This window comes from Falsiroseomonas frigidaquae, assembly GCF_012163145.1.
GTDB classification, from domain to species: Bacteria; Pseudomonadota; Alphaproteobacteria; order Acetobacterales; family Acetobacteraceae; genus Falsiroseomonas; species Falsiroseomonas frigidaquae.
Window position 1 is genome coordinate 127,186 of record NZ_JAAVTX010000006.1, and the last position, 24,025, is coordinate 151,210.

Consider the following 24,025-nt stretch of genomic DNA (forward strand, 5'->3'; position numbering starts at 1 on the left):
GGCGCTGACGCTACGGCCTGCCGCCCACCGCCATCAATAGCCTCGGCCGGGCTCCACACGGTTCGGCGCCGGCTGCCCGGCCTGCATCGCCAGCAGGTTGCGGAACAGAATGTCCAGCGTGTCGTCATTGTAGGTGGCGGGGTCGTCGGAGGAGACGTGCGGAATCACCAGCAGCCCCGGCGTGCGCCACATGCGGTGGCCCGGCGGCAGCGGTTCGGGGATCGCCACATCCGTCACGGCGCCGGCCAGCGCGCCGGTCTCCAGCGCATCGCAGACCGCGTCCTGGTCCCACACCGCGCCGCGCGCGATGTTCACCAGCTTGGCGCCGGCGGGCAGCAGGCCGATGCGGCGGCGGTCGATCAGGCCGCGCGTCTCCGGCGTCAGCGGGCAGGCCAGCAGCAGGAACTCGGCGCGCGGCAGCACCTGGTCCAGCGCCGCCGTGGTCACCACCTCGTCGCAATGCGGATGCGGGGTGGCGCTGTGGCGCACGCCGATCACCTTCATGCCGAAGGCCTTCGCATGCTGCGCGGCGGAGCCGCCAATGCTGCCCAGGCCGACGATGCAGACGGTGCGGCTGGCCAGGACGGATCCGAAGCGCTTGGTCCAGCTCTCGGCCCGCTGCTGCGTGCCGAAGAATGGGACATGGCTGGCCAGCATCAGCAGCGACATCAGCGCGAATTCGCCGCCCTTGGCCGCATGGGCGCCGCGGTTGTTCAGCAGCACCACCTCCGGCGGCAGCCAGGTGAAGGGCGACAGGCCATCGAGGCCGGCGGAGGTGCAGGCGATGACCTTCAGCTTCGGCGCGATGCCCGGCAGAGCGCCGACGGGAAAGCGGGCCTTGACCACCCGGGTCCAGGTCAGCAGCACCTCGGCCTGCTGCATCGCGCTCGCGAAGCCGGCATCGTCATCGGCGAGGGTGATCTCGGGCCGGCCGATCCCGGGGTGGCGGGACAGGGCGGCTTCGACCTGGGCGGGGGTGACGGGAAACAGCTTCTCGTCGTGCGGATTCTGGATATGGATATGCATGGGCGAAACCTCGCAGGCCGGCGGCGCGCGTCAACCCACCCAGGCGCCATCGCGCGCGACCAGCCGCCCGGCATGGAAGACCAGGCCGCGCGGCGGGTGCTGGCCGATCGCCTCCGGCACGTTCTCGGCCGGGATGCTGAACAGATTTGCCGCATGGCCCTCCGCGATGCCGTGCTGCGCGATGCCGAGTGCGGCGGCGCCATCGGCCGAGACCATGGCGAACAACTCCTCCAGCAGCGGATCGGTGCGCAGATCCTCGCGCCAGCCGATCACCGCGGCGCGCTCCAGCATGTCGCCATTGCCGTAGGGGCTCCAGGTGTCGCGTACATCGTCATTGCCGCAGAACACCCGCACGCCGGCGCGCCGCAGCAGCATCAGCGGCGGCAGGGTGGCGCCGCCGGCGCCATGGGTGACGAGCGCGACGCCCGCTTCCGCCATCAGCGCCGCCGCCGCCTTCTGCTTCGATTCGGCGATGCCGCCGAGGCAGAAGCCATGGCTGATGGTGACCCGCCCCTGCATCCCCGCCGCCTTCGTCCGCGCGCAGATCTCCTGCAGGCTGTAGAGCCCCAGCTCCGCCGGCTCATGCAGGTGGATGTCGATGCCGACGCCGCGCGCCTCGGCCACCGCGAAGATGCCGTCGAGCTGGCCGGAAGGGTTGCGGTCCACCTCGCAGGGGTCGATTCCGCCGACGAGGTCCGCCCCCTCCCGCACCGCCGCATCCAGCAGGTCCAGCATCGGCTTGCCGCCCTGGCGCATCACGCCGGCCTGCGGGAAGGCCACCACCTGCACCGTCACCGCATGGGCATGCGCCGCTTTCGCCGCCAGCACGCCCTGCAGCGCGGCCAGGCCGAAGGCGGGGGTGATGTCGGCGTGGGTGCGGATATGCGCGGTGCCATGCACGACGCAGCGGCGGATCAGCTCGCCTGCCCGGTCGGCGGTGGCCAGCGGCAGGCTGGGCAGCAGGCGCTGGTCGGTGTCGATGCGGCTCTGCCGGAAGGGCTCCGCGGCATGCGGCTGCCAGGGCAGGCCGAACAGGGTCTTGTCCAGGTGCATGTGGCCATCCACCAGGGCGGGCAGCAGCAGCGCTCCGCCGAGGTCCAGCACCTCCGCCGCCTCGGGCTCCGGCGCGCCCTGCGGCAGGATGCCGGCGATGCGCCCCCCGGCAATGGCGATGCGCGGCGTGCTGCCATCGGCCAGGCGAAGGTTGGTGAGCAGCAGGTCGGTCATGGCGCTTTCTCCCGGGGCAAGGGCCATGAAAGACCGGATCGGCCTGATGCGGAAGCACGCGCGCGGGCGCGACATTCCGACAGATGAAACGCGACGACTTGCCTGCCGCCTCCTTCCCGCGGCGCGCTAGCATCACTGAAACGGGCGCCGACCGGGCGCGCGAGGGAAGGAGACGGCGATGAAAGCCTTGATGCGACGCGTCGCGATGGCGGCGGCGCGGTTGTCGTGGTGCTGGCTGCTCGGAGGTGTGCTGTCGGCGGCCATCGCGGCGCCGGCCCAAGCGCTCTACCCGGATCGTCCGGTGCGGCTGATCATCGCCTATACGCCCGGCGGCACCGGCGATCTGGTTGGCCGCCTGATCGCGGATGCGCTGGCTCCACGGCTCGGCGTGCAGGTCGTGACCATCAACCAGGGCGGTGCGAATGGCGCGATCGGCGCCAGGGCGGTCGCGGCCGCGGCGCCGGATGGCTACACGCTGCTGCTGGCAGGCAATGCGATCTTCTCGATCCTGCCGCATCTCAGCAATGTCGGCTTCGACTCCACCAATTTCACGCCGGTCGCCAATATCAGCGAATCCCAGCGTCTGCTGGCCGTGCGGAATTCGCTGCCGGTCACCACGCTGGCCGAGCTGGTGGAATACGGGAAGCGCAATCCGGGCAAGCTGAACTACGGCAGCTCCGGCATCGGCTCGACCCTGCACATCATGACGGAGATGTTCCGCCGCGAAGCCGGGTTCGAAGCGCTGCACATCCCGTTCCGCGGATCGGCCCCCAGCGTGCAGGCGATGATGACGGGCGACGTCGACTTCATGATCGACACCGTGGTGATCCAGCACGTGCAGCAGGGCCGCATGCGAGGCCTGGCCGCGGTCGGTGAACGCCGCCTGCCGCAGTTTCCCGACCTGCCCACCCTGGCCGAGCAGGGCTACCCCAATGTCCGCACCTCCGGCTGGCAGGCGCTGATGGGGCCGGCCGGCATGCCGCCGGAGATCGTCGATATCCTCGCCGCCCACGTCGAATCGGCGACGCGCGAGCCCGCCTTCATCGAGCGCCTGGCGCGCGGCGGCGTGGAGCCGAGCTACCGGTCGCCGGCACGCCTCGCGGAGGATCTGCGGGAGGACAACCTGCAATTCGGCGCCATCATCCGCTCCGCCGGGATCCGCGGCGAATGAGCCGCCGCCAGGCAGTGGCCTGCATGCCGAGGTGGCGATGATCGAGGGCATCCTGGCGCTGCCGGATGTCCGGCTGGCCTATTGGGACACCGGCGGGCCGGGAACGCCCGTGGTGCTGCTGCATGCGGCCAGTGGCAGCAAGGATGTGTGGGAACATCAGCTTCCCGCCCTTCGCGGCGCCGGCTACCGGGTGATAGCCCATTCCCGGCGCGGCTATAGCGGCTCCGAAGCCGGGCCGCGCGATGCACCGGGCACCGGCAGCGGCGACCTGCTCGGCCTGCTCGATCATCTGGGGGTGGCGACCTGCCACCTGGTCGGCACCGCCGCCGGCGGGCTGGTCGCCACCGATTTCGCCCTGTCGCACCCTGCCCGGCTTCGCAGCCTGACGCTGGCCTGCACCATCGTGGGCGTCGTGGACGAGGATTACCTGGAGCTCGGTGCGCGGTTGCGCCCGGCCGGCTTCACCGAGCTTCCCATCGAGTTCCAGGAACTCGGCCCGAGCTACCGCGCCGAGAACCCGGAGGGTGTCGCGCGCTGGCTCGCCCTGGAACGCCGCGCGCATCCCGGCGGGCGCTTCCGCCAGGCGGCGGTGAACCGGATCACCTGGCAGGCGCTGCGCCAATTGGCGCTGCCGACCCTGATGGTGAATGGCGATGCGGACCTGTGGGCCCCGCCCGCGATCCAGCGCCTGTTCCTCCGCTGCCTGCCACGGGTGCAGGGCGTCGTGATCCGCGAAAGCGGCCATTCCGCCTATTGGGAGCAGCCGGAGGCGTTCAACGCGGCGCTGCTGGACTTCCTGAAGGGCCACTGACGCAGGATCAGGGGGCGGGCCGGTATCATCGCCCCCCCTCGCCGCCGCATCTCGCTGACGCAGGAGAACGCAACTTCCGACAATGCAGCGGGGCGCCTGAGGGTCATTCCTCCCGCACGACATCGTCGAGAGGCCGCGTCATGCCCGAAGCACCCTACGCCGCAGACGAAACCGCGCTGCTGTTCATCGACCCCTACAACGACTTTCTCTCAGAGGGCGGCAAGATGTGGCCCCTGGTGAAGACCGTGGCGGAGGAGGTCGGCCTGCTGGCCAACCTCCGCACCATCATGGCGGCAGTGCGTCGGTCCGGGATCCAGGTCTTCATCGTCCCCCATCATCGCTCGGAGCCTGGCGACTTCGCCTGCTGGCATCATGCGACGCCTTACCAGAAGCAGTCCGCCGCGGTGCAGGTCTTCGCGCGCGGCGAGTGGGGCGGCGAGTGGCGTCCCGAATTCGCGCCGCAGGCGGGTGATGTCGTCGTCAAGGAGCATTGGGGCAGCAGCGGCTTCGCCAACACCGACCTCGACATGCAGCTGAAGCAGCATGGCATCCGAAGGCTGGTCTTGATCGGCCTGCTTGCCAACACCTGCATCGAGACGACGGCGAAGTTCGGCGTCGAGCTCGGCTACCACGTCACGCTGGTACGCGATGCGACGGCTGCCTTCAGCCAGGACCGCATGCATGCGGCGCATGAGCTGAACGGCCCGACCTACGCCCATGCGATTCTCACCACCATGGAGCTGCTGGCGCAATTGCCGTCGCGCAGCCTGGCGGACTGACCCACGCGCAGCACCAGGAGAGACGAGATGGATTCGATCATGTCCGGCGCCACCGCCACGAATGCGGCCAACCAGTTCGTCGAGGTGAAGGGCCGCCGGCTGGCCTATCGCTCGATCGGGCATGGCACGCCGATCGTGCTCTGCGCCCGCTATCGCGGCAACATGGATATCTGGGATCCCGCCTTCCTCGACGCCCTCGCGACGAAGGGGCTGCGCGTCATCACCTTCGACTATACCGGCCTCGGCCTGTCCAGCGGCACGCCCACCTATGATCCGCCGGCGCTCGCGCAGGATGCCGGCGACCTCATCGAAGCGCTGGGCCTCGGCAAGGTGGTGATCAGCGGCTGGTCGCTCGGCGGCATGGCGGCGCAACTCGCGATGGCGATGTTCCCGGACCGCATCAGCCACGCGGTATTGATCGGCACGACGCCGCCGGGGCCGCTGGTGAAGGCGGGGGAGCAGCTGTTCTACGACACGGCGACGAAGCCGGACTACACGCTGGAGGACGAGACCATCCTGTTCTTCGAGCCCGCCTCGGCAGATAGCAGGGAGGCGGCGCGGCGTTCGGTGCAGCGGATCGCGGGGCGCATTGCCGGACGCAGCATCCCGGTGCCGCAGCCCTGGGCCAAGGCCGCCATCAGCAGCGCCCCGGCCAACCCGATCTTCCCTGTCGACAGCCTGCTGGCGCTGCTGAAGACGACGACCGTTCCCGTGCTGCATATCGGCGGCGACCACGACATCGTCTTCCCGGTCGAGAACTGGTACGCGCTGAACCACCAACTGCCGACGCTGCAGCTTCTCACCTTCCCGCGCAGCGGCCATGGGCCGCACCACCAGTACCCCGAGGCCGCGGCCGACTGCATCGCCAGCTTCGTGCGCAGCACGGGCTGACGCCGGATCGGCCGGGGGCGCGTCATGGTGCGCAATCCTGCCGGTCGCTCCAGCACAAGCGCGTCCGATGGCGGCGCCTTCCGGCAAGCGCCGCTGCCGGCCGCCCTGGGGACCGGGAAACCCTGAACGCCGCCCTGCTCGCCTTCGCCCGCGGCTGAACCGGCACGCCTCGCCCGGCGGCCGTGGGATGCTTAACGCCGACCGCACCTATACGTTCGTATGATTGCGCCCGCAGGGCCCGCCGGCCTCAGATGCCGAAGGGCAAAGGCGGTGGGCCATGTTGCTGCAATCGCGGGCTGCCGATCCAGGGATCGGCCTGCAGGCGGGATTCGACGGGCAGGAGCCGCGCGACGGGCAGGAGACGCTGCGCCGCCTGCGTTTCGGCGCCTTCGAGCTGGTAGTGGCCCGGAAGGTGCTGACCGAGCACGGCCGGCCGCTGCGCCTCGGCAACCGCGCCTTCGATATCCTGCTGCTGCTGGCCGAACGCGCGGGCGAGGTCGTGAGCCACCAGGAGATCCGCAGCCAGGTCTGGCAGGGCATCTATGTCGAGGATGCCAATCTGCGGGTCCATATTGCCGGGCTCCGCAAGGTGCTCGGCGATGGCCAGGGCGACCGGCGCTTCATCCTCAATGTGCCGGGCCAGGGCTACAGCTTCGTGGCCCCGGTTGTCAGCATCGCGGCCGGGGAGATATCCGCGGGCAATCCGCAGGCCCAGGCCGAAGCTCCAGCGCGGCTGCCACTGCTGCTGACGCGGCTGGTGGGGCGCGATGCCGAACTGGCTTCGATCGTCGATCTGGTGGGGCAACGGCGGCTGGTGACGCTGGTCGGGCCGGGGGGCATCGGCAAGACCACCTTGGCCCTGGCGGCTGGCTGGGTGCTGTTCGATGGCGGAATGCGCGACCTGTGCTTCGTCGACCTGGCACCGCTGGCCGATCCAGCGCTGGTGCCCTCCGCCGTCGCCTCCGCCCTGGGGCTCTCGGTGCCGTCGCAGTCGCCCACCCCTGGCCTTGTCGCGGCGCTGGGCCGCCGCAAGGTGCTGGTGCTGCTGGACAATTGCGAGCACCTGATCGATGCCGCGGCGCGCCTGGCGGAGGCGTTGCTGCGGGGCGTGCCGGGGCTCCGGATCCTGGCGACGAGCCGGGAGCCGCTGTTGGCCGAGGGCGAATGGGTGCATCGGGTCGAGCCGCTCGGCCTGCCGCCCGAGGAAGCTGCGCAGGTGGCGGAGGACATCCTTCTCTACCCCTCCGTGCAGCTTTTCGTGGAACGCGCGACGGCGCATCGCGACAGCTTCCGGCCAAGCGAACCAGCCGCGCAGCTGATCGCGAGTATCTGCCGGCAGCTGGACGGCATCCCGCTGGCGATCGAGCTTGCCGCCGCGCAACTCGGCATGCTGAGCGTGCAGGAATTGTCGGAGCGGCTGAAGGATCGCCTGTGCCTGCTGGCCCGCGGACGCCGCACGGCGCTGCCGCGCCAGCAGACACTCCGGGCGACGCTGGACTGGAGCCACGGCATCCTTTCGGATGCGGAGCGCCAGGTGCTGCACCGCCTGGCCATCTTCGCCGGCGGCTTCACGCTGGACGCCGCCATCGCCGTGGTGCCGGAGGAGACGGACCGGGACGACATCATCGACCAGATCGCGCGGCTGGCCTCGAAGTCGCTGCTGTCGGTCGACCTCGGCAGCGACACGGTCCGCTACCGCCTGCTGCACACGACCCGGGCCTACGCATTGGAGCGCCTGCGGGAGAATGCTGGCGTTGCCGCCCTCGCCCGCCGCCACGCCGCCTATTGCGAAACCCTGATGCGCGGCGCGGCCCCCGCCTGGAAGGACCAGCCGGCCGCGCAGTGGCGGGAGACCTATTGCCGCGGCATCGACGACCTGCGGCTCGCCCTGGACTGGGCTTTCGGGCCGGAGGGTGATGTGCGGCTCGGCTGCCGGCTCACCGCCATGTCCGCGCCGGTCTGGTTCCAGCTGGCACTGGTCGATGAGTACCGGGGGCGGCTGGAACGCGCGCTGGACCTTGGCGCCGCGACGCTGGCGGAGGACCCGGCGCTGGCCGCGCGGATCCATCTCGCGCTGGGCACCGCATGCTACAACACGGCCGGTCCCGGGCCCGCCATGCTGGCGGCCTATGCGCGGGCGGCGGAGCTCGTCGCGGACCTGCCCGAGGCCTCGCTGCGGGTCCAGGCCGCCTGGGGCATGGGCGGCTATCACTGCGTCATGGGCGACTACGCGCGCTCGCTGGCCTATTGCCGCAGCATCGGCACGCTGGCCGAGGCGGATGGCGGGGATGAGGCACGCGCGCTGCACGACCGGGTCATGGCCTGGGGCCTGCACCTGACCGGGCGGCATGACGCCGCACGCCGGCATGCCGAGCAGGCGCTGGCCTGGCGCGCCCCGGCGCTGCGCAGCGCGCACGGCAACTTCCTGCAATACGACCATCAGGTCGCGGCTCGCTCGCATCTCGCGCGCATCCTCTGGATCCAGGGGCGCGCCGACCAGGCGGGCCAGGTGGTGCAGGATGCCCTGGCCCTGGCGGGGCAGCTGGAATACCCGCCGCCGATGTGCCACCTGCTGGTCGCCGCCGCCTGCCCGCTGGCCATCTGGAGCGGCGACATCGCCACGGCCAGGGCGCTGGTGGCCAGGCTGCGGCGGCTGTCCTCCAACCTGTCCTTCGAATACTGGCGGTCCTGGGTCACCTGCTACGAGGCGGCGCTTGCGCTGCATGAGGGGGAGGTCGGGATCGAGCTTGGCGCGACGCCGCTCGGGCCGTTCCACCGCGACATCCTGTCGACGCTGCATGTCCAGCTGGGGGACGACGCGACGCTGGCCCGGGCCGAGGCGGGCCAGGCCCCCTGGTGCGCGCCCGAAATCCTGCGGGGACGGGGCGAGCTGATGCTGCGCCAGGGCGCAGGTGCAGGCCCTGCGGCCGCGGCCGAGACACTGTTCCGGCGTGCGCTGGAACTGGCCCGTGCCGACGGCGCGCTGGCCTGGGAACTGCGCGCCGCGAACAGCCTGGCGCGGCTGCGGCCCGAGACGCGGCAGCCGATCCTGGCGCCCGTCCTGGCCCGCTTCACCGAGGGGCACGGCACCGCCGACTGGCAGGCGGCCTCGGCGCTTCTGGCCGGCCCGTCATGAAAGTCCTGGCGCTGCTGCTGTTGCTGACCGGCGTCGCACCGGGGCGCGCCGCGCCGCCGGAGGAGGTGCCCGATGCCGGGCTGATCCCATCCGCCCCACCCATCTTTTGGAATGTCGAGAAGCCTTGAATAATCGCGCGCCCCGCCGCGGCGGCACGAAGCGTCAATCGGGCGGGCCCCGCATCGCCCAGCCTGTGCATCTGGTCCCTGCCGCCGCCGTGCGATGGGCGGGTGGACCGGGACGCTATCCTGGTGCCGGCATCAAGCCGGATACGAGGCGGAGTTTCATGGGGGCGCCTGATGAGGACTTTCGCAACCGCGGTATGGCGGGGCGGGATCGAGAACGGCATGGGCAGCCTTTCGATGCGAAGCGGCGCCATGGTCAACCACCCCTTCAGCGCGGCCAGCCGCGACCGGCGCGGGTTGCGCACCAATCCGGAAGAATTGCTCGCGGCCGCCCATGCCAGCAGCTTCTCCCTGACGCTGGCCGCCCTGCTGGACGATGCGGGCTTTGTCGCCGCGCGGATGGATACCAGCGTCGAGGTGACGCTGGCGCCCGCCTCCGGCAGCTTCACCATCACCGCCCTGCGCCTGACTCTGGAGGCACGCGTCCCGCATCTGCAGGATGCGGCGTTCCAGGCCCTCGCATCGCGCGCCCAGGCCGCCTGCCCGGTCGCGCGGCTGTGCCGGGTGGAAACCAGCCTGGAGGCGACGTTGCTCGGCTGAACGGCCCGCACAATGCTGGGTGCTACGCCGGACGCAATGGGGGGTTCGCCGTCATGCAGGCCGGCTCGTGAAACAGGTCTTCTCCCGTTGGCCGGTCGACCAGGCCCTCGAAGCGCCGCCGCCTCAGCGCCCTGCCGATGGATTGCCGCGCTGGGCAGTGGGCAGTCCGGGTGCAGATGCTCCGTCCCTGCTCCGCCGCGCTGGCAGCGTGGCGATGCTGGTTGCGCCATCCTTGGCGGGCGGCGTGGCGCTGACCGCTGCGGCGACGCTCCCGCCGTCCTGGATGGCGGCCCTGCTTGCGATCATCGGGCTGGGCTGCCTTGCCGGGGGTGCGACCTTGGCGCTGCGCCTTGCCGACCGGCAGGCCGAGAGCGAGGCGCGCAGCCATGCGGTTTTCGAGCGGGCCGGCATTTCGATGTGGCGGGAGGATTGGACCGCAGTCGGGCACGCGATCATCGCGCTGAAGCAGGCCGGCATCCACGACATGCAGGCGCATTTCACCGCGCATCCGGACGAGGCGCGCCGGCTGCGCCAGCAGGTCGTCATCCGGGATGTGAACGCCTTCACGGTGCAGATGATGGGCGCGCCGGGAAAGCAGGCGTTCCTCGGCACGCTCGACCGGATCCTGCCCGATACGGACAACACGTTCATCCAGTGGATCATCGCCTTCGCCAATGACGCGCCCTTCTACCGGTCCGAGGCACACATCACGCGCCCGGACGGCAGCGTGCTGGATACGCTGTTCGTCGCGGCATTGCCCGACAGCATCGACGGATTCCGCGACATCATCGTCACCTCCATCGACATCACCTCCTTCAAGGCGGCGCAGGCCAGGCTGGTGGCGGCGGAGACGGAAGTGGCGCGGGCCGCGCGCATCAGCACGATCGGCGCGTTGACGGCCGGCATCGCGCATGAGGTGAACTCGCCGCTTTCCGCCATCGTCACCAATGCGGAAGCCTGCCTGCGCTGGCTGCGCCGTCCGCAGCCCGACCTGGCGGAGGCCGAGGCGGCCGCCGCCGACGTCATCGCCGATGCCACGCGCGCGCGCGACGTGGTCGCCCGCACCCGTGCCTTCCTCAGCAATTCCCCGCGCCGCGGCGGCCCGATCGATCTCGCCGAGACGGTCAGGAACGCCATGCTGCTGGTCGAGCGGGAACTGCGCGACCTCGGCGCCTCCGTTCACTTCGATGCAGATGAGGACCTTCCCCACATCGTGGCCGATCCGATCCAGATCCAGCAGGTGGTGGTCAACCTGCTGCTCAACGGTGCACAGGCGATGCAGGACATGCCGGGCCCGCGCGACCTGACCGTCACGCTGCGCAAGGACGACGAAAGCATGCGGCTGGCGGTGCATGATCGCGGCGTGGGAATCGCGCCGGAGATCCTGCCGCGGGTCTTCGACCCGTTCTACTCCACGAAGCCGGGCGGCATGGGCATGGGCCTCGCGATCTGCCGCAACTGCGTCGAGGCGCATGGCGGCAGGATGGGCGTTGCCAGTACGCCCGGCGCGGGCACGACCTTCCAATTCAGCCTGCCGGCACAGGGGGCATAGGGCGTGGCAGGAGGTCCGATCATCGCCGTGGTGGACGACGATGCTGCCATCCGCACGGCGCTGTCCCGGCTGCTGCGGTCGCTCGACTACCGGGTACGCCTGTTCGCCAGCGCCGAGGCCTTCCTGGCCGATGGCGACGAGGTGGATTGCCTCGTCACCGACGTGCAGATGCCCGGGATGAACGGCCTGGAACTGCAGCGCGCGGTGCGCCGCAGCCGACCCGAACTGCCGGTGATCATCATCACCGCCTTTCCGGAGGCGGCAATCCGGGAACAGGCGGTGGCCGCGGGGGCACGCCATTTTCTCAGCAAGCCATTCGCTGCCGAGACGATCGCGCAATGCCTGCGGGAGGCGACAGGACATGCCGGCTGACCCCGCGGGCGCCGCCATGCGCCTGCGCCGGGCCATCCCACTCCTGGCCGGGGTGACCGCGCCGGTCGGACTGCTGCTCGGCGGGTCCGCCACCGCGGGCGGCTGGGTCCTTGCGGCCGGGCTAGGTCTCCTCGCCGCGACGCATTTCCTTCCGGTGCAGCCCAGCGCTGCCGTCGCGCCGGATCCGAACAGCGCCGGCATATCCATCTGGATCGAGGACTGGGCCGAGGTCGGCGGCGCATTGGCGGCGCTGCGCAGGGCCGGGCTGGATGTCGAGGACCAGCTGGCCACGGAGCCCGGATTGCTGCACCGCCTGCATCACTCGATCCGGATCACCGACGTCAACGATGCGACGCTCGACCTGATGGGGGTGACGGAGAAGCGACTGCTGCTGGGACGCCTGGTGGATGTGGTACCGGCCTCGGAGCAGACGGTCAGGAGCTGGATTCTCGCCATGGCGCGCGGCGACCGGCTGTATCGCGCCGAGAGCCGGATCCGCCGGGCCGATGGCAGCCAGCGCGACTGCCTCGTGACCGCATTGCTGCCGCGCGATCCTGCCGGCTACTCCACCATCGTGGTCGGCGTCGTCGATATTACGGACTACAAGGCCGATCAGGCGCGGCTCGCCCAGGTCGAGCGCGAGCTGACGCGGGCCGCGCATGCGGCCACCGTCGGCGTCGTTACCGCGTCGATCGCGCATGAAGTGAAGAACCCGCTGGCCGCCGTCGTCACCAACGCCGATGCCGCGCTGCGCTGGCTGCGCCGGACGCGGCCCGAACTGGCCGAAGCGGAGGCGGCGATCGGCGCCGTGGTCGAGAATGCGCTGCGGGCCCGCGATGTCGTCGACCGGACGCGGCTTCTGCTGAGCCATGCTTCGCACGAGCCGGAGGCCCTGGACCTTGCAGCCGCGGTTCGCGATGCGGCACAGCTGCTGGAGCGCGAGCTGGTCGCCACCGGCACGGAGCTGGTGATCAACGTCAATCCGGGCACCCCGGCGGTGCTGGCCGACCCGTCGCGGCTTCGCCAGATCCTGACCAACCTTCTGGCAAACGCGGTGCAGGCGATGGAGGGCGTGCCGTGCCCACGGCAGGTCCGGGTGCAGGCGGCGCGGAAGGCGGATCTCGTCTGCATCACCGTTGCGGATAGCGGGACCGGCATCGGGCCGGATCAGCTGGAGCGGGTCTTCGATCCCTTCTTCACGAGCAGGGAGGGCGGCATTGGCGTCGGGCTCGCGATCTGCCGTGCCTGTGTGGAGGCGCATGGCGGGCGCATCTGGGCGAGCAATGCGCCAGGTGGCGGCGCGGTGCTGCAATTCACGCTGCCGGCAGCGGGGCATGCGGCGCCGTGACCGAGGCGCTGATCCATCTGGTCGAGGATGATGCGGCGCTTCGCACGGCACTGCTCGGGCTGTTCCGCTCGGCCGGGATGGATGTGCAGGCCTATGCGTCCGGCCGCGAGTTCCTGGCCGCGCCGAGGCCGGACCGCCCGGGCTGCATCGTGCTTGATGTCAAGCTGCCGGACATGAGCGGGCTCGACCTGCAGGAGCGGCTGCTTGGCCTGGGGATCGGCCTGCCCGCGATCCTGATGACCGGGCACGGCGACATCCCGATGTCGGTGCGTGCGATGAGGGCGGGCGCCGTGGATTTTCTCGCCAAGCCGTTCCGCGACCATGAGATGCTGGACGCGGTGGAACTGGCGGTGGCCCGGGACCGGATCCGCCGGGCCGCGCAACAGGACCTCCTCGCGCTGCGCCTGCGCCATGCCAGCCTCTCGGTGCGGGAGCGGGAGGTGATGGCCCTGGTGGCGGCCGGCTGCATGAACAAGCAGGTCGCCCACAAGCTCGGGCTCAGCGAGATCACCGTGAAGATCCACCGCGCCTCCGCCATGCGGAAGATGGAGGCGAAGTCGCTAGCTGACCTGGTGCGCCTGGCGGCGCTGCTCGATGCCGGGCCGCCAGTTGCGGATTGAGCCCCGCCACGCGGCCAACGGGCCACGTGGCGGAGATGCGAGGTCTCAGCGGACCAGCGAGCGGTCGATCATGTGGATGACGCCGTTCGAGCACGGGATGTCGCCGCGCACCACATTGGCGACCGCCCCGTTGGTGGCGCGCAGCGTCACCTTGCCGCCCAGGTTGGCCACCTCGATCGTGTTGCCCGCACGGGTACGCGCCGGCATGGTCAGCCCCGGCTCCAGCGCCGCGGAGGTGTAGCGCCCCTCCAGGATATGCGCGTTGATCGCGGCCGGGGCCAGGATCGGGTCGGCGGTGCCGCCTTCGCCCGACGCGCCCATCGGGAACAGGACGTTGATCAGCGCCGGCGTGACCTCCGACACCGCCGCATTGGTCGGCACGAAAAGGGTGAAGGGGCCAACCTGGCGCAGATCCTCGACCAGGTGGCTGCGGCTGACCACGTCGACGAAGCGAGAGGCGTCGGGCATGCCGGCCAGGGTGTCGATGCAGTTGCGGCTTTGCGCCTGCGCCGCATTGCCGCCGAGGCCGGTGACGATGGCAACGCCGGCAATGAGGGCGGCGCGCTGGATCAGCTGCGGAAACTTCATGGGGAACACCTTCCGTCTCGGGTTGGGGGCGATGGCGGAGCGCCAGCGCGATCGTATCGGGTCGCCATGTTCCACCGGATGACTGGGTTCTGGCTGTTGCCGTAACCTGCGCCAAGGGAAGCACATCGCCCGCATATACTGAGGCCTGGCGGAGGCATTCGATTGAAGCCGGCCACCGTGTTTGTCGAAATCCGCCGTCGCCGCAGGCGGTCCCGGCACGACGGAGCGTGATCCATGCGGCGCGCCAGGCGACAGGCTCGGCCGGAATGCAGTGCGGCCGCGGGACCTTCCGGTCCCGCGGCCGCGATGATCTCCGCTGTTGCGAGATTTCAGGCGAAGCTGCGTGCCACCCGGCGCGGGCGCTGCCAGGCGGCCGGGCTGGTCCCGACGACGCGGCTGAAGGTCCTGGTCATGTGCGCCTGGTCGGCGAAGCCCACCGCAAGTGCGATCTGGGCGATCGGGTCGCGGTCATCGAGCAGCATCTCCTTGGCCTTCTCGATGCGGGCGCGCAGCTGCCACTGGTGCGGCGGCAGGCCGGTGGAAGTCTTGAAGGCCCTGCAGAAGTAGGAAACCGATAGCCGGGTCAGGGTCGCGAGTTCCTGCAACGGCACATTCTGCGCCAGCTTGTCCTCCAGGCATTCGATGGCCCGGCGCAACTGCCACGGCGCAAGGCGCCCCTGCTCATCCTGCGCCGGCCTTGCGCGATCCAGCTGGGTCAGCCCCTGCAGCAATGCGACTGACAGGCCATCGCCATACAGCAGGTTGGACGGCTCGCCGCTGTCACACTCGCCGGCGAAAAGCCGCGCCAGGCCGAGCAGCCGGGGACAGGAGAACATGGCCCGGGGTGCCAGGGCAGCCTGCAGGTCGATCGCCTCGTCCTGCATGCCGGCCAGGGTCTCGCCGTCGAACTGCACGACCAGGTGACGCATGTAGCGCAGGCCATGAGCCTCGCCGCTTGCGCCGAGCCGCGGCGGAATCAGGGACATCGGCAACCTCCTGCCGTCCGGAGCGGAGGGTTGGACGGAGCCGATCCGCATCGCCGTCCGCCCGCCGACTTCCTCCAGCATGATGGAGAGCTGGGTGCAGTCGGCCTGCAGCCCGATCTTCATCTGCTGGTCGCCGCGCACTTCCGTCACGGCCGCGCTGAGGCTGCTCCAGCTGCGCTGGGTCTGACGCAGCACGGTCCCGCCGATGTACTCGGGCCGTATCGGGCGCCGCCAGGCGAGCAACGCCGGCTCCTGCTGCATCGCATGACGTGAGGCGGAGGTCGGGCGAAGGGTCGAGGACTGGATCATGGGGCGCTCCGCAGCAGGGGGTGTCTGTTGCGCCGATCCTCCCCATCGGCTCCGCCCCGCGCGAGTTAATCGATGTAAAGGCCGGGCGCGCCGGTGCGGCGCCGCCTTTACACAGGGCCGATACCCGCCCATGGCGCCGAGCCCGCTTCCATGCAGGGCGCAGGGTTCCGGCAGCCCAGCCCCATGCGAGACAGGGCCGGCAGGATTGGGCAAACGGCGATCATCCGGGACAATCGCACCGCGTAGCCGAAGCGCAGACTTCCGCGACATCTCGCAGCCGAGCAGCCCGGATGGCGGGCAGGCAGGAGCGCAGATCCGGGAGGTTCAAATGCTGCTCGATCTCGACATCCTCATCCCCCTGCACACCGCGATCAGCCTGGTGGCACCGGCCATTGGCTTCATCGTCCTCGCCGGGTTGCTGCGGCGGCGGCCAGCGCCGGTGTGGCGGATTGCCTTCCTGGTGACGGCCTTCCTGACCAGCGCCACGGGGTTCCTGTTTCCATTCAACGTGCTGCTGCCCTCCCACGTCGTGGGCGCGCTGGCGCTGCTGACGCTGGTGATGGTGGTGGCCGCCCAGCAATGGTCCGCGACCTCCGCACGCTGGCGCAGGGCCGAGCTGATTGGCCTGGTGGTAAGCCAGTACTGGCTGCTTTTCGTTGCGCTCGCGCAGGCCTTCAGCAAGGTGCCGGCGCTTCGGGATCTTGCTCCCACCCAGTCCGAGGGGCCATTCGTCCTGGCTCAGCTCGCGCTGCTGGCTGGGTTCATCGGGCTTGGCTTCAGGATCCTGAGCACCGCTGGGCCGGCTCGAAGCCCCCGCATCGTCGGACCGCTGCCGAGGCGCGGTCCTGCGTCCTAGGCGCGCTGAACCTGGAACACTCCCGGTTACACAGACAAGGCCACCGTCGAACCGTCGTGCCCAGAAACGGACGGTAACGCAATTTCAACAACCTCAGAGCGAAATTGGAAGTGTGCGGGCCGGCTTATCGGCGCGCCCCCAAAAGGTCCCGAGCCCCCCATGCGCCAGCTGTCCGATCTCCGGATGAGATCCAAGTTCGCCGTCGCCTTCGGCGCCCTTCTGCTCGTCATGATTGCGATGGGGATCGCGGCCGTCATCGAGCTGGGAGGCATTCGCGACGACGCCCGCCAACTCGGCCGGCGATGGGTGCCAGAGACCGAGGCTCTGGGCCGGCTGAATGAGGCCGCGGTGCGCTTCCGGTTGAGCCAGGCCAATTCGCTGATGAGCGACGACGAAGGCGTGCGTGCCAGCGCCGCGCAGCGTCTGGCCTCGGCGCGCACCATGTTCACGGAGCAGCAGGCCAAGGTCCGGACCTATGTGACTTCCGCGGAGGGCTTTCGCCTGCTCGACCTCATCGAAAGGGAATGGCAGGCCAATCTCGCGCTCGAAGGAAGGCTTGCCGCCATCGTTGCCTCCGGCGACGTGAATGCGGCGGCCCGCTTCTTCAACGGCGAGATGATGCAGACCTCCCTGCGGCTCCGCGCCACCATCTCCTCACTTCTGGAGCTGGCAAGCCAGATGGCAAGTGCCGCGGCAGACGAGGCGGAGGCGACCTACAACACCTCTCTGTGGCTCCTCGGCGGGGCGACCTTGGCTGCCATCCTGATCTGCGCCATGGCCGCGCAGTGGCTCAACGCCGTGGTTGGCAAGCGCATTGTTCGTCTTGCCGGCGTGACACGGCAGCTCGCCGCGCGCGACTATGCATTCGATCTGCCTTGCCTGGCGCGCCAGGATGAGATCGGTGATCTGGCACGCGCCATCGACGAGTGCCGGACGGGACTTCAGCAGGGGGATGCGTCGGCCGCGGCACAGGCGGCCGAGCAAGTGGAAAAGGCGCGGCGGGCCGAGCGTCTGGCGCTGCTGACGCAGAATTTCGACGGCCGTGCAGGCGAGATGATCGGCGCCCTGTCCTCCGCTGCGACGGAACTGGATGCGACGGCAGGGTCCATGACCGCCATTGCGGCCCGTACATCGACCCAGGCCGAGGAAGTGGCCGACGCAGCCGAACAGGCGAACAGCAACGTGCAGACGGTCGCCGCGGCGGCCGAGGAGCTTTCGGTCTCCGTCCAGGAGATCACCCGCCAGGTGGCGCAGTCGACGGAGGTCACGAACCAGGCGGTTTCTGCCGCTCGGAGCACCGACAATACGGTCCGCGAACTGGCCGAGGGAGCCCGTCGCATCGGCGAGGTGGTGCAGCTGATCGGCGATATTGCCAAGCAGACCAATCTGCTTGCCCTGAACGCGACGATCGAGGCCGCGCGTGCCGGAGAAGCCGGCAAGGGCTTTGCGGTGGTTGCCTCGGAGGTGAAGACTTTGGCGAGCCAGACGGCACGGGCCACGGAAGAGGTGGCATCGCAGATCGGCAGCATCCAGTCCGCCACGGAGCAGGCCGTGCTCGCCATCAGCAGCATCAGCGACATCATCAACAACGTGAATCATATCTCCGCCGCCATCGCCGCCGCAGTGGAGCAGCAAGGTGCGGCGACGCGCGAAATCGCCCGCAACGTCCAGGAAGCGGCGAGCGGCACCAGCCAGGTTACGGATACGATCGGTCAGGTCGGGCGCGCGACGCGGGAGACGGGACTGGCGGCGAACGACGTCCGCACGGCGGCCAGTGAGGTCGCACATCAATCCGAGAACATGCGGCGCGAGGTCGGCAGTTTCCTTCGGGATGTGCAGTCGGCGTGATCAGGCCGGCGCGGGCGCCCCGTGCCGGATCACATGCACGGGACGCAGGAGTGGGAGGTGCGGCGTCCGGCGCATGTGGCCGTTGGCCGCGCTACCGGAAATTCCGGCCCGTCACCTCACCCGTCAGCGGCCCGGCGCGTCCTTCACCAGGCGGACCCAGCCGCCGATCAGGCCGAGCATGGACTCCGCCGGTGCCGGCAGTTGCGCCGGCTGCAGGGTCAGGGCGCCGAGGAAGCGTCCCGCTGCCGTGTAGGCGGCCAGTTCCAGCTCGTCGCCGATGATTTCCGGCCGGCAGACCACTTCCTCGCCTTCCGCGGCCCGAGCCGCTTCGGCCAGGAAGCCGCGGATCTGGTCGAGGCCTTCCACCTGGCCGGTCGCCTCGTCCAGGAAGGCGGCGATCACGTCGCCGGCCTCACCCAGGGGCACCAAGTCGAGCGGCACGCTGCCGCCGGTCTCGGCAACGACGCGGCCGCGCCAGGCTTCGATCGCCCGGGCCCGGGCGCGCGCCTCGGGCGTCTCATCCGCCTCGTCCTCGTCCTCGTCCTCCGGCAGCCCGCCTGCGGCCACGATCTCGTCCCAGATGGTCAGGTTCCAGTCGGTCCGCAGCCCGACCAGCACGCCGAAGCCGCGCTGCACCAGATCATCCGTATCGCCCGGCGGCAGGTCCTGCGGCTCCCGCCCCGCCACCAGGTCGAGCAGGATGCGGCGCATCGCCGGCGGCGAAAGCGCATCGATATCCTCGGGCGAGCGCCAGCCCGGCAGGAAGCGCAGTTGCTCCTGCGGGTCCAGCCCGCCGGAGGCGAGCAGGCTTTCGGCGATGGCCACGGCATCGGGGGCGGCGCCGGTGGTCAGTGCCACCGGCAGCGCGACCAGTTCCGCCCAGCCGGAAGGCCTCGTCTCGGCCGCCGCGGCGATGGCGAGCAGGTCGGCATGCAGTTCCGCAAGGTTTTCCTCGCTGTGCCGGTCGCCCATCTTGCGCAGCGCGAGCTCCAGGACATCGCTGCGTCCGCAGGCCAGCAGGTCGTTCACCAGCGTCTCGAACTCGCCGTCCTCGCGATCCGCATAGGCGACCAGCAGATCCTCCGCGACCGGTCCGGGCGGCGCCGGAAACTCCGGTGGCGGCTCGGCCGGCGGCACCGGCAGGCCGAGCGCGCGCCAGGCATCGGCGCCGCGCAGTACGCGTTCCCGGTCCACCCAGGCGCGGCGCTGCGCCGGCGTATCCTCCCGCGTGGCGAGCCAGCGGCGGAAGGCGCCGCGATCGGCGCGCTGGAGCAGGATCTCGACCCCTTCCCGCGCCATCACCTCGGCCACGGCGCGGATGATGGCGTTGGCAGTGGCCAGGTCCGTCTCGCCGGGGCGCAGCGTGTCCAGCGTCTCGGCATCGGGATAATGGGTGAGGAGCACCGCGTGCAGCCCATCGGCCACGTCCCGCGCCAGCCAGGTGGCATCCTCCACCAGGCCCGAATCAGGTCCCGTCATGCGTGCAACCCCGGCGCTTCCTGTCCGGTGCGCGCAACGTATTCAGTGTAGCCGCCGCCATACAGATGCACGCCCTCCGGCGTCAGCTCCAGCACCCGGTTCGACAGCGCGGCGAGGAAGTGCCGGTCATGCGAGACGAACAGCATGGTGCCCTCATACTGCGACAGCGCGGTGATGAGCATTTCCTTGGTCGCGATGTCCAGGTGGTTGGTCGGCTCGTCCAGCACCAGCAGGTTGGGCGGGTCAAACAGCATGCGCGCCATCACCAGCCGCGCCTTCTCGCCACCCGACAGCACGCGGCACTTCTTGTCCACCTCGTCGCCGGAGAAGCCGAAGCAGCCGGCCAGCGAGCGGAGCTGGCCCTGGCTGGCGCGGGGGAATTCATCCTCCAGCGCCTCGAACACGGTGCGGTCGCCGTCGAGCAGTTCCATGGCGTGCTGGGCGAAGTAACCCATCTTCACGCTGCCGCCGACATTCACCGTTCCGGTGTCCGGCGCTGTGGTGCCGGTGGCCAGCTTCAGCAGGGTGGATTTGCCGGCGCCGTTCACGCCGAGCACGCAGCAGCGTTCCCGCCGCCGCAGCAGGAAATCCAGGCCTTCATAGATCACGCGGTTGCCATAGCGCTTGTGCACGCCGCGCATCTGCACGACGTCATCGCCCGATCGCGGCGCCGGCAGGAATTCGAAGGACACGGTCTGGCGGCGCTTCGGCGGTTCCACGCGCTCGATCTTGTCGAGCTTCTTCACCCGGCTCTGCACCTGCGCCGCGTGGCTGGCGCGGGCCTTGAAGCGCTCGATGAACTTGATCTCCTTGGCCAGCATCGCCTGCTGGCGCTCGAACTGCGCCTGCTGCTGCTTCTCCGCCATCGCGCGCTGCTGTTCGTAGAATTCGTAATTGCCGGAATAGCTGGTCAGCGACCCGCCATCGATCTCGATCACCTTGTTGATGATGCGGTTCATGAATTCGCGGTCGTGCGAGGTCATCAGCAGCGCGCCGTCATAGCCGCGCAGGAAGGTCTCCAGCCAGATCAGGCTTTCGAGGTCCAGGTGGTTGCTCGGCTCGTCCAGCAGCATCACGTCCGGCCGCATCAGCAGGATGCGGGCAAGTGCCACGCGCATCTTCCAGCCGCCGGACAGCGCGCCGACATCGCCATCCATCATCTCCGGCGTGAAGGACAGGCCGGCGAGCACCTCCCGCGCCTTGCCATCCAGGGCGTAGCCGCCGAGGTCGTCGAAGCGGGCCTGCACCTCGCCGAAGCGCTCGATGATGGCATCCAGCTCATCGGCCTTGTCGGGGTCCGCCATGGCGGCCTCCAGCTCGCGGAGCTCGGCGGCGACGGTGCTGACATCGCCGGCGCCGTCCATCACCTCCGCCACCGCGCTGCGGCCGGCCATCTCGCCGACATCCTGGCTGAAGAAGCCGATGGAGACGCCGCGATCGACCAGCACCAGCCCCTCATCGGGCGGTTCCTGGCCGGTGATCATGCGGAACAGGGTAGTCTTGCCGGCCCCGTTCGGGCCGACCAGGCCGATCTTCTCGCCGCGCTGGAGCGCGGCCGAGGCCTCGATGAACAGAAGCTGGAGGCCGTTCTGCTTGCTGATGCTGTCTAGACGAATCATGGGATGCTGTGGGCTTGGTGCGGTTTCGCGGGGCTTATGACACGCCCACACCCCCTGCGGCGAGCACTGCCAGCGCCTCCTCCGCCACCACCCTTTCCTCATCCGTGCGGATCACCAGCGCGGCGATGCGGCTGGCCGACGTGCTGATCCGCGGCGCATTGGCCTCGTTCGCGGCCGGGTCCAGCGCCAGGCCCAGCCAGGCCAGGCGCTCGCAGACGGCGGCGCGGATGCGCGGCTGGTTCTCCCCGATGCCGGCGGTGAAGACCAGCGCATCCAGCCCGCCCAGCGTCGCCGCCAGCCGCGCCACCTCGCCGGCGATGCGGAAGGTGAACAGCGCGATCGCCTCGCGCGCCTCCGGCGCATCGCTGTCCAGCAGCACGCGGCTGTCGGCGCTGATGCCCGAGACACCGAGCAGACCGCTGCGGTGGTACAGCAGATCCTCCACCTGCCCGAGGCTCTGCTCGCCCGGCCCCAGCAGGTGCAGCAGCACGCCCGGGTCCAGCGCGCCGCAGCGGGTCGCCATGGGAATGCCGTCCAGGGTGGAGAAGCCCATGCTGCTGTCCCGGCTATGCCCGCCCTCCAGCGCGCACAGGCTGGCCCCGCTGCCCAGATGCGCCACCACCACGCGCCCCGCCGCCAGCGCCGGCACATCCCGCGCCATGCTGGCGGCGATGGAGGCGTAGGACAGGCCATGGAAGCCGTAGCGCCGGATGCCCGTATCATGCAGCGCGCGCGGAATGGCGAAGCGGCTGACGAGGTCGGACTGCGTACGATGGAAGGCGGTGTCGAAGGATGCGATCTGCACCACATCGGGCCGCAGCGCGGCCACGGCACGGATCAGCCGCAGGCTCTGCGGCTGGTGCAGCGGCGCATTCGGCGTCAAGGCCGCGATCGTCGCGATCGCCGCGTCATCCAGCCGCACCGGCCCGGCGAAACCGGCGCCGCCATGCACCACGCGATGGCCGATGGCGACTAGGCGATCGATCTGGAAATGCCGCGCCAGCCAGTCAAAGGTCTCCGCCAATACCGCCGCCGCATCCTCCGGCGCCGCGTGCAGGGCGACATCCAACTCCGCCGGGCCTTCATGCAGGTGCAGCCGCAGCGGCGGCTTGCGGAAATCGATCACGCCGCTGGCCAGCCGCGCCGCCCCCGCCGTGAAGATGCCGATCTTGACCGAGGAGGACCCCGCATTCAGCGTCAGCAGCAGCGGCTGGGTCATGCCGTGGCGACCAGCTTCGCCAGTGCGGCGGAGGCGATGCGGGAGGCCAGTGAATCCGCCCGGCTGGTGAGGATGATCGGCACCCGCGCGCCCAGCACCAGCCCCGCCGCCGTGGCACCCGCGAGGTAGATGAGCTGCTTCGCCAGCATGTTCCCCGCTTCCAGATCCGGCACCAGCAGTATATCCGCCTGGCCCGCGACCGGGGAGACAATGCCCTTGCTGCGCGCCGCATCCGGGCTGATTGCATTGTCGAAGGCCAGCGGCCCATCCACCCGGGCGCCGGTGATCTGCCCACGCGCCGCCATCACCGTCAGTGCCGCGGCATCGAGGGTAGACGGCATCGCCGGGTTCACCGTCTCCACCGCCGCCAGCACGGCAACCAGTGGCTCCGCCATGCCCAGCTTGCGTAACATGTCGATGGCGTTCTGGCAGATGTCCCGCTTGTGCGTCAGCGTCGGCAGGATGTTGATGGCGGCATCGGTGATGAGCAGCGGCTTGGCATAGGCCGGCACGTCCATCGCGTAGACATGGCTGATGCGCCGCTCCGTCCGCAGGCCCGAATCCCGCGCCACCACGGCGCCGATCAGCTCGTCGCTGTGCAGGCTGCCCTTGGCGAGCACCGCGACGCGCCCGCTGGCCGCCAGTTCCACCGCACGCGCCGCCGCGGCGTGGCTGTGCGGGACCGGCTCGATGGTGAAGCCCTGCAGGGAGACCTGCGCCTCCGCCGCCGCCGCGCGGATCTTGGCTTCCGGCCCGACCAGGATGGGGTCGAGCAGCCCCTCCTCGCGCACCTCGATGGCGGCAAGGATGGCGGCGGTGGAACAGGGATGCACGATGGCGGCGCGCAAAGGCGGGCCGCTGCGGGCGCGCTGGAGGAAGGCGTCGGTGCGGTCGTGCCGGCGCAGCGCGATATCCGGCAGCCGGGTGCGCGGCCAGGCGATGCTGCGATCCGGCGCCAGCACCAGCGCCTCCCCTGCCAGGACCTCCTCGCCCCTCTGGTTGGTGCATGCGGTGGCCAGGCGCACCGTGCGGCGGTCGGCCTGCTTCTCCCGCACCGTGACCGTTGCGGTGATGGTGTCCCCCGGTGCCACCGGCTTGAGGAAGCGCAGCGACTGGTCGAGGTAGATGGTACCGGGCCCCGGCAGTCGGGTGCCGAGCACGGCCGAGATCAGCGCCGCCGTCCACATGCCATGCGCGACCACATGCCCGAAGCGCCCGGTGGCGGCGAAGGCGGCATCGAGATGCGCCGGGTTCACATCGCCGGAGACGCTGGCGAACAGCTCGATATCGTCCCGGCCGACGATGCGGACCAGGCTGGCGGTGTCGCCGGCCCGCATCTCCTCGAAGGTGCGGTTGCGAAGCAGGTCCTGGTCCATGGTCCTCACTGCGGTGACGCCGGCCGCGCGATCACGCGCCTGTGCTCGCCTAGCAGCCCATCCGGCGCGGCGCGTTGCGGCAGATCA

General features: G+C 70.1%; 21 protein-coding genes. 13 read left to right on the forward strand and 8 right to left on the reverse strand.

The window, feature by feature from the left end; translation table 11 throughout:
* Positions 1–33: 33 nt before the first annotated feature.
* The gene (locus tag HB662_RS20190) at positions 34–1,026 is read right to left on the reverse strand and encodes a D-2-hydroxyacid dehydrogenase (protein WP_168052124.1); all 993 of its coding nucleotides are present in this window, start codon (positions 1,024–1,026) and stop codon (positions 34–36) included.
* A 30-nt stretch (positions 1,027–1,056) separates the two neighbouring features.
* Positions 1,057–2,253, reverse strand: a complete 1,197-nt coding sequence (locus HB662_RS20195) for an amidohydrolase (protein WP_168052126.1) — start codon at positions 2,251–2,253, stop codon at positions 1,057–1,059.
* 178 nt (positions 2,254–2,431) lie between these two features.
* Between HB662_RS20195 and HB662_RS20200 the strand changes: the two genes are divergently transcribed.
* The 11 genes from HB662_RS20200 (at position 2,432) to HB662_RS20245 (ending at position 13,658) form a co-directional block, all read left to right on the forward strand.
* Positions 2,432–3,424: a Bug family tripartite tricarboxylate transporter substrate binding protein gene (locus HB662_RS20200; RefSeq protein WP_168052128.1), complete on the forward strand. Its 993-nt coding sequence runs from the start codon at positions 2,432–2,434 to the stop codon at positions 3,422–3,424.
* A gap of 37 nt (positions 3,425–3,461) precedes the next feature.
* The gene (locus HB662_RS20205; protein WP_245185814.1) at positions 3,462–4,235 is read left to right on the forward strand and encodes an alpha/beta fold hydrolase; all 774 of its coding nucleotides are present in this window, start codon (positions 3,462–3,464) and stop codon (positions 4,233–4,235) included.
* 140 nt (positions 4,236–4,375) lie between these two features.
* The gene (locus HB662_RS20210) at positions 4,376–5,014 is read left to right on the forward strand and encodes an isochorismatase family cysteine hydrolase (RefSeq protein WP_168052132.1); all 639 of its coding nucleotides are present in this window, start codon (positions 4,376–4,378) and stop codon (positions 5,012–5,014) included.
* Positions 5,015–5,041: 27 nt separating this feature from the next.
* Positions 5,042–5,905 carry an alpha/beta fold hydrolase gene (locus HB662_RS20215; RefSeq protein WP_171970264.1) on the forward strand — a complete coding sequence of 288 codons (864 nt, stop codon included), beginning with the start codon at positions 5,042–5,044 and terminating at the stop codon, positions 5,903–5,905.
* A 277-nt stretch (positions 5,906–6,182) separates the two neighbouring features.
* The gene (locus tag HB662_RS20220) at positions 6,183–9,041 is read left to right on the forward strand and encodes an ATP-binding protein (RefSeq protein WP_168052134.1); all 2,859 of its coding nucleotides are present in this window, start codon (positions 6,183–6,185) and stop codon (positions 9,039–9,041) included.
* On the forward strand, positions 9,038–9,169 hold the full coding sequence (locus HB662_RS29785) for a hypothetical protein (RefSeq protein ID WP_280865095.1): 132 nt from the start codon (positions 9,038–9,040) through the stop codon (positions 9,167–9,169). Before HB662_RS20220 ends, HB662_RS29785 begins: the two co-directional genes overlap by 4 nt.
* A 171-nt stretch (positions 9,170–9,340) precedes the next feature.
* Positions 9,341–9,766, forward strand: coding sequence for an OsmC family peroxiredoxin (locus HB662_RS20225; protein WP_168052136.1), 426 nt, complete (start codon positions 9,341–9,343; stop codon positions 9,764–9,766).
* 214 nt (positions 9,767–9,980) lie between these two features.
* The gene (locus HB662_RS20230; RefSeq protein WP_168052138.1) at positions 9,981–11,318 is read left to right on the forward strand and encodes a sensor histidine kinase; all 1,338 of its coding nucleotides are present in this window, start codon (positions 9,981–9,983) and stop codon (positions 11,316–11,318) included.
* Positions 11,319–11,321: 3 nt separating this feature from the next.
* Positions 11,322–11,690: a response regulator gene (locus tag HB662_RS20235; protein ID WP_168052140.1), complete on the forward strand. Its 369-nt coding sequence runs from the start codon at positions 11,322–11,324 to the stop codon at positions 11,688–11,690.
* Positions 11,680–13,038, forward strand: a complete 1,359-nt coding sequence (locus tag HB662_RS20240) for a sensor histidine kinase (RefSeq protein ID WP_168052142.1) — start codon at positions 11,680–11,682, stop codon at positions 13,036–13,038. The genes HB662_RS20235 and HB662_RS20240 overlap by 11 nt, the downstream gene beginning before the upstream one ends.
* Entirely contained in the window at positions 13,035–13,658 is a 624-nt protein-coding gene (locus tag HB662_RS20245; RefSeq protein ID WP_168052144.1) for a response regulator, read from the forward strand. The genes HB662_RS20240 and HB662_RS20245 overlap by 4 nt, the downstream gene beginning before the upstream one ends.
* Positions 13,659–13,703: 45 nt before the next feature.
* Here HB662_RS20245 and HB662_RS20250 read toward each other — a convergent pair whose 3' ends face one another.
* Both HB662_RS20250 and HB662_RS20255 read right to left on the reverse strand, forming a co-directional pair.
* The gene (locus tag HB662_RS20250) at positions 13,704–14,246 is read right to left on the reverse strand and encodes a fasciclin domain-containing protein (protein WP_168052146.1); all 543 of its coding nucleotides are present in this window, start codon (positions 14,244–14,246) and stop codon (positions 13,704–13,706) included.
* Between the two features lie 329 nt (positions 14,247–14,575).
* A complete protein-coding gene (locus HB662_RS20255; protein ID WP_168052148.1) occupies positions 14,576–15,541 on the reverse strand; it encodes an AraC family transcriptional regulator in 966 nt (321 codons plus the stop codon).
* 328 nt (positions 15,542–15,869) lie between these two features.
* On the opposite strand from HB662_RS20255, the gene HB662_RS20260 reads away from it, so the two are divergent.
* Positions 15,870–16,397, forward strand: coding sequence for a hypothetical protein (locus HB662_RS20260; RefSeq protein ID WP_209443395.1), 528 nt, complete (start codon positions 15,870–15,872; stop codon positions 16,395–16,397).
* Between the two features lie 159 nt (positions 16,398–16,556).
* Entirely contained in the window at positions 16,557–18,245 is a 1,689-nt protein-coding gene (locus tag HB662_RS20265; RefSeq protein WP_168052150.1) for a methyl-accepting chemotaxis protein, read from the forward strand.
* A 123-nt stretch (positions 18,246–18,368) separates the two neighbouring features.
* On the opposite strand, the gene HB662_RS20270 is transcribed toward HB662_RS20265, so the two are convergent.
* From HB662_RS20270 to HB662_RS20285, 4 genes are read right to left on the reverse strand one after another with little or no spacing between them, the layout of a single operon-like run.
* Positions 18,369–19,724, reverse strand: a complete 1,356-nt coding sequence (locus HB662_RS20270) for a hypothetical protein (protein WP_168052152.1) — start codon at positions 19,722–19,724, stop codon at positions 18,369–18,371.
* On the reverse strand, positions 19,721–21,343 hold the full coding sequence (locus HB662_RS20275; protein WP_168052154.1) for an ABC-F family ATP-binding cassette domain-containing protein: 1,623 nt from the start codon (positions 21,341–21,343) through the stop codon (positions 19,721–19,723). The genes HB662_RS20270 and HB662_RS20275 overlap by 4 nt, the downstream gene beginning before the upstream one ends.
* Before the next feature lie 34 nt (positions 21,344–21,377).
* Positions 21,378–22,562 (reverse strand): acetate/propionate family kinase, encoded by a 1,185-nt coding sequence (locus HB662_RS20280; RefSeq protein WP_168052156.1) that lies wholly within the window; start codon positions 22,560–22,562, stop codon positions 21,378–21,380.
* Positions 22,559–23,938, reverse strand: a complete 1,380-nt coding sequence (locus tag HB662_RS20285; RefSeq protein WP_168052158.1) for a bifunctional enoyl-CoA hydratase/phosphate acetyltransferase — start codon at positions 23,936–23,938, stop codon at positions 22,559–22,561. Before HB662_RS20285 ends, HB662_RS20280 begins: the two co-directional genes overlap by 4 nt.
* Between the last annotated feature and the right edge of the window lie 87 nt (positions 23,939–24,025).

What these genes read in the sequence shown, in the direction of transcription:
- HB662_RS20190 (WP_168052124.1), bottom strand. Translation starts at nt 1,026, where the DNA reads ATGCATATCCATATCCAGAATCCGCACGACGAGAAGCTGTTTCCCGTC.
- HB662_RS20195 (WP_168052126.1), bottom strand. Translation starts at nt 2,253, where the DNA reads ATGACCGACCTGCTGCTCACCAACCTTCGCCTGGCCGATGGCAGCACG.
- HB662_RS20200 (WP_168052128.1), top strand. Translation starts at nt 2,432, where the DNA reads ATGAAAGCCTTGATGCGACGCGTCGCGATGGCGGCGGCGCGGTTGTCG.
- HB662_RS20205 (WP_245185814.1), top strand. Translation starts at nt 3,462, where the DNA reads ATGATCGAGGGCATCCTGGCGCTGCCGGATGTCCGGCTGGCCTATTGG.
- HB662_RS20210 (WP_168052132.1), top strand. Translation starts at nt 4,376, where the DNA reads ATGCCCGAAGCACCCTACGCCGCAGACGAAACCGCGCTGCTGTTCATC.
- HB662_RS20215 (WP_171970264.1), top strand. Translation starts at nt 5,042, where the DNA reads ATGGATTCGATCATGTCCGGCGCCACCGCCACGAATGCGGCCAACCAG.
- HB662_RS20220 (WP_168052134.1), top strand. Translation starts at nt 6,183, where the DNA reads ATGTTGCTGCAATCGCGGGCTGCCGATCCAGGGATCGGCCTGCAGGCG.
- HB662_RS29785 (WP_280865095.1), top strand. Translation starts at nt 9,038, where the DNA reads ATGAAAGTCCTGGCGCTGCTGCTGTTGCTGACCGGCGTCGCACCGGGG.
- HB662_RS20225 (WP_168052136.1), top strand. Translation starts at nt 9,341, where the DNA reads ATGAGGACTTTCGCAACCGCGGTATGGCGGGGCGGGATCGAGAACGGC.
- HB662_RS20230 (WP_168052138.1), top strand. Translation starts at nt 9,981, where the DNA reads ATGCTGGTTGCGCCATCCTTGGCGGGCGGCGTGGCGCTGACCGCTGCG.
- HB662_RS20240 (WP_168052142.1), top strand. Translation starts at nt 11,680, where the DNA reads ATGCCGGCTGACCCCGCGGGCGCCGCCATGCGCCTGCGCCGGGCCATC.
- HB662_RS20250 (WP_168052146.1), bottom strand. Translation starts at nt 14,246, where the DNA reads ATGAAGTTTCCGCAGCTGATCCAGCGCGCCGCCCTCATTGCCGGCGTT.
- HB662_RS20255 (WP_168052148.1), bottom strand. Translation starts at nt 15,541, where the DNA reads ATGATCCAGTCCTCGACCCTTCGCCCGACCTCCGCCTCACGTCATGCG.
- HB662_RS20260 (WP_209443395.1), top strand. Translation starts at nt 15,870, where the DNA reads ATGCTGCTCGATCTCGACATCCTCATCCCCCTGCACACCGCGATCAGC.
- HB662_RS20265 (WP_168052150.1), top strand. Translation starts at nt 16,557, where the DNA reads ATGCGCCAGCTGTCCGATCTCCGGATGAGATCCAAGTTCGCCGTCGCC.
- HB662_RS20270 (WP_168052152.1), bottom strand. Translation starts at nt 19,724, where the DNA reads ATGACGGGACCTGATTCGGGCCTGGTGGAGGATGCCACCTGGCTGGCG.
- HB662_RS20275 (WP_168052154.1), bottom strand. Translation starts at nt 21,343, where the DNA reads ATGATTCGTCTAGACAGCATCAGCAAGCAGAACGGCCTCCAGCTTCTG.
- HB662_RS20280 (WP_168052156.1), bottom strand. Translation starts at nt 22,562, where the DNA reads ATGACCCAGCCGCTGCTGCTGACGCTGAATGCGGGGTCCTCCTCGGTC.
- HB662_RS20285 (WP_168052158.1), bottom strand. Translation starts at nt 23,938, where the DNA reads ATGGACCAGGACCTGCTTCGCAACCGCACCTTCGAGGAGATGCGGGCC.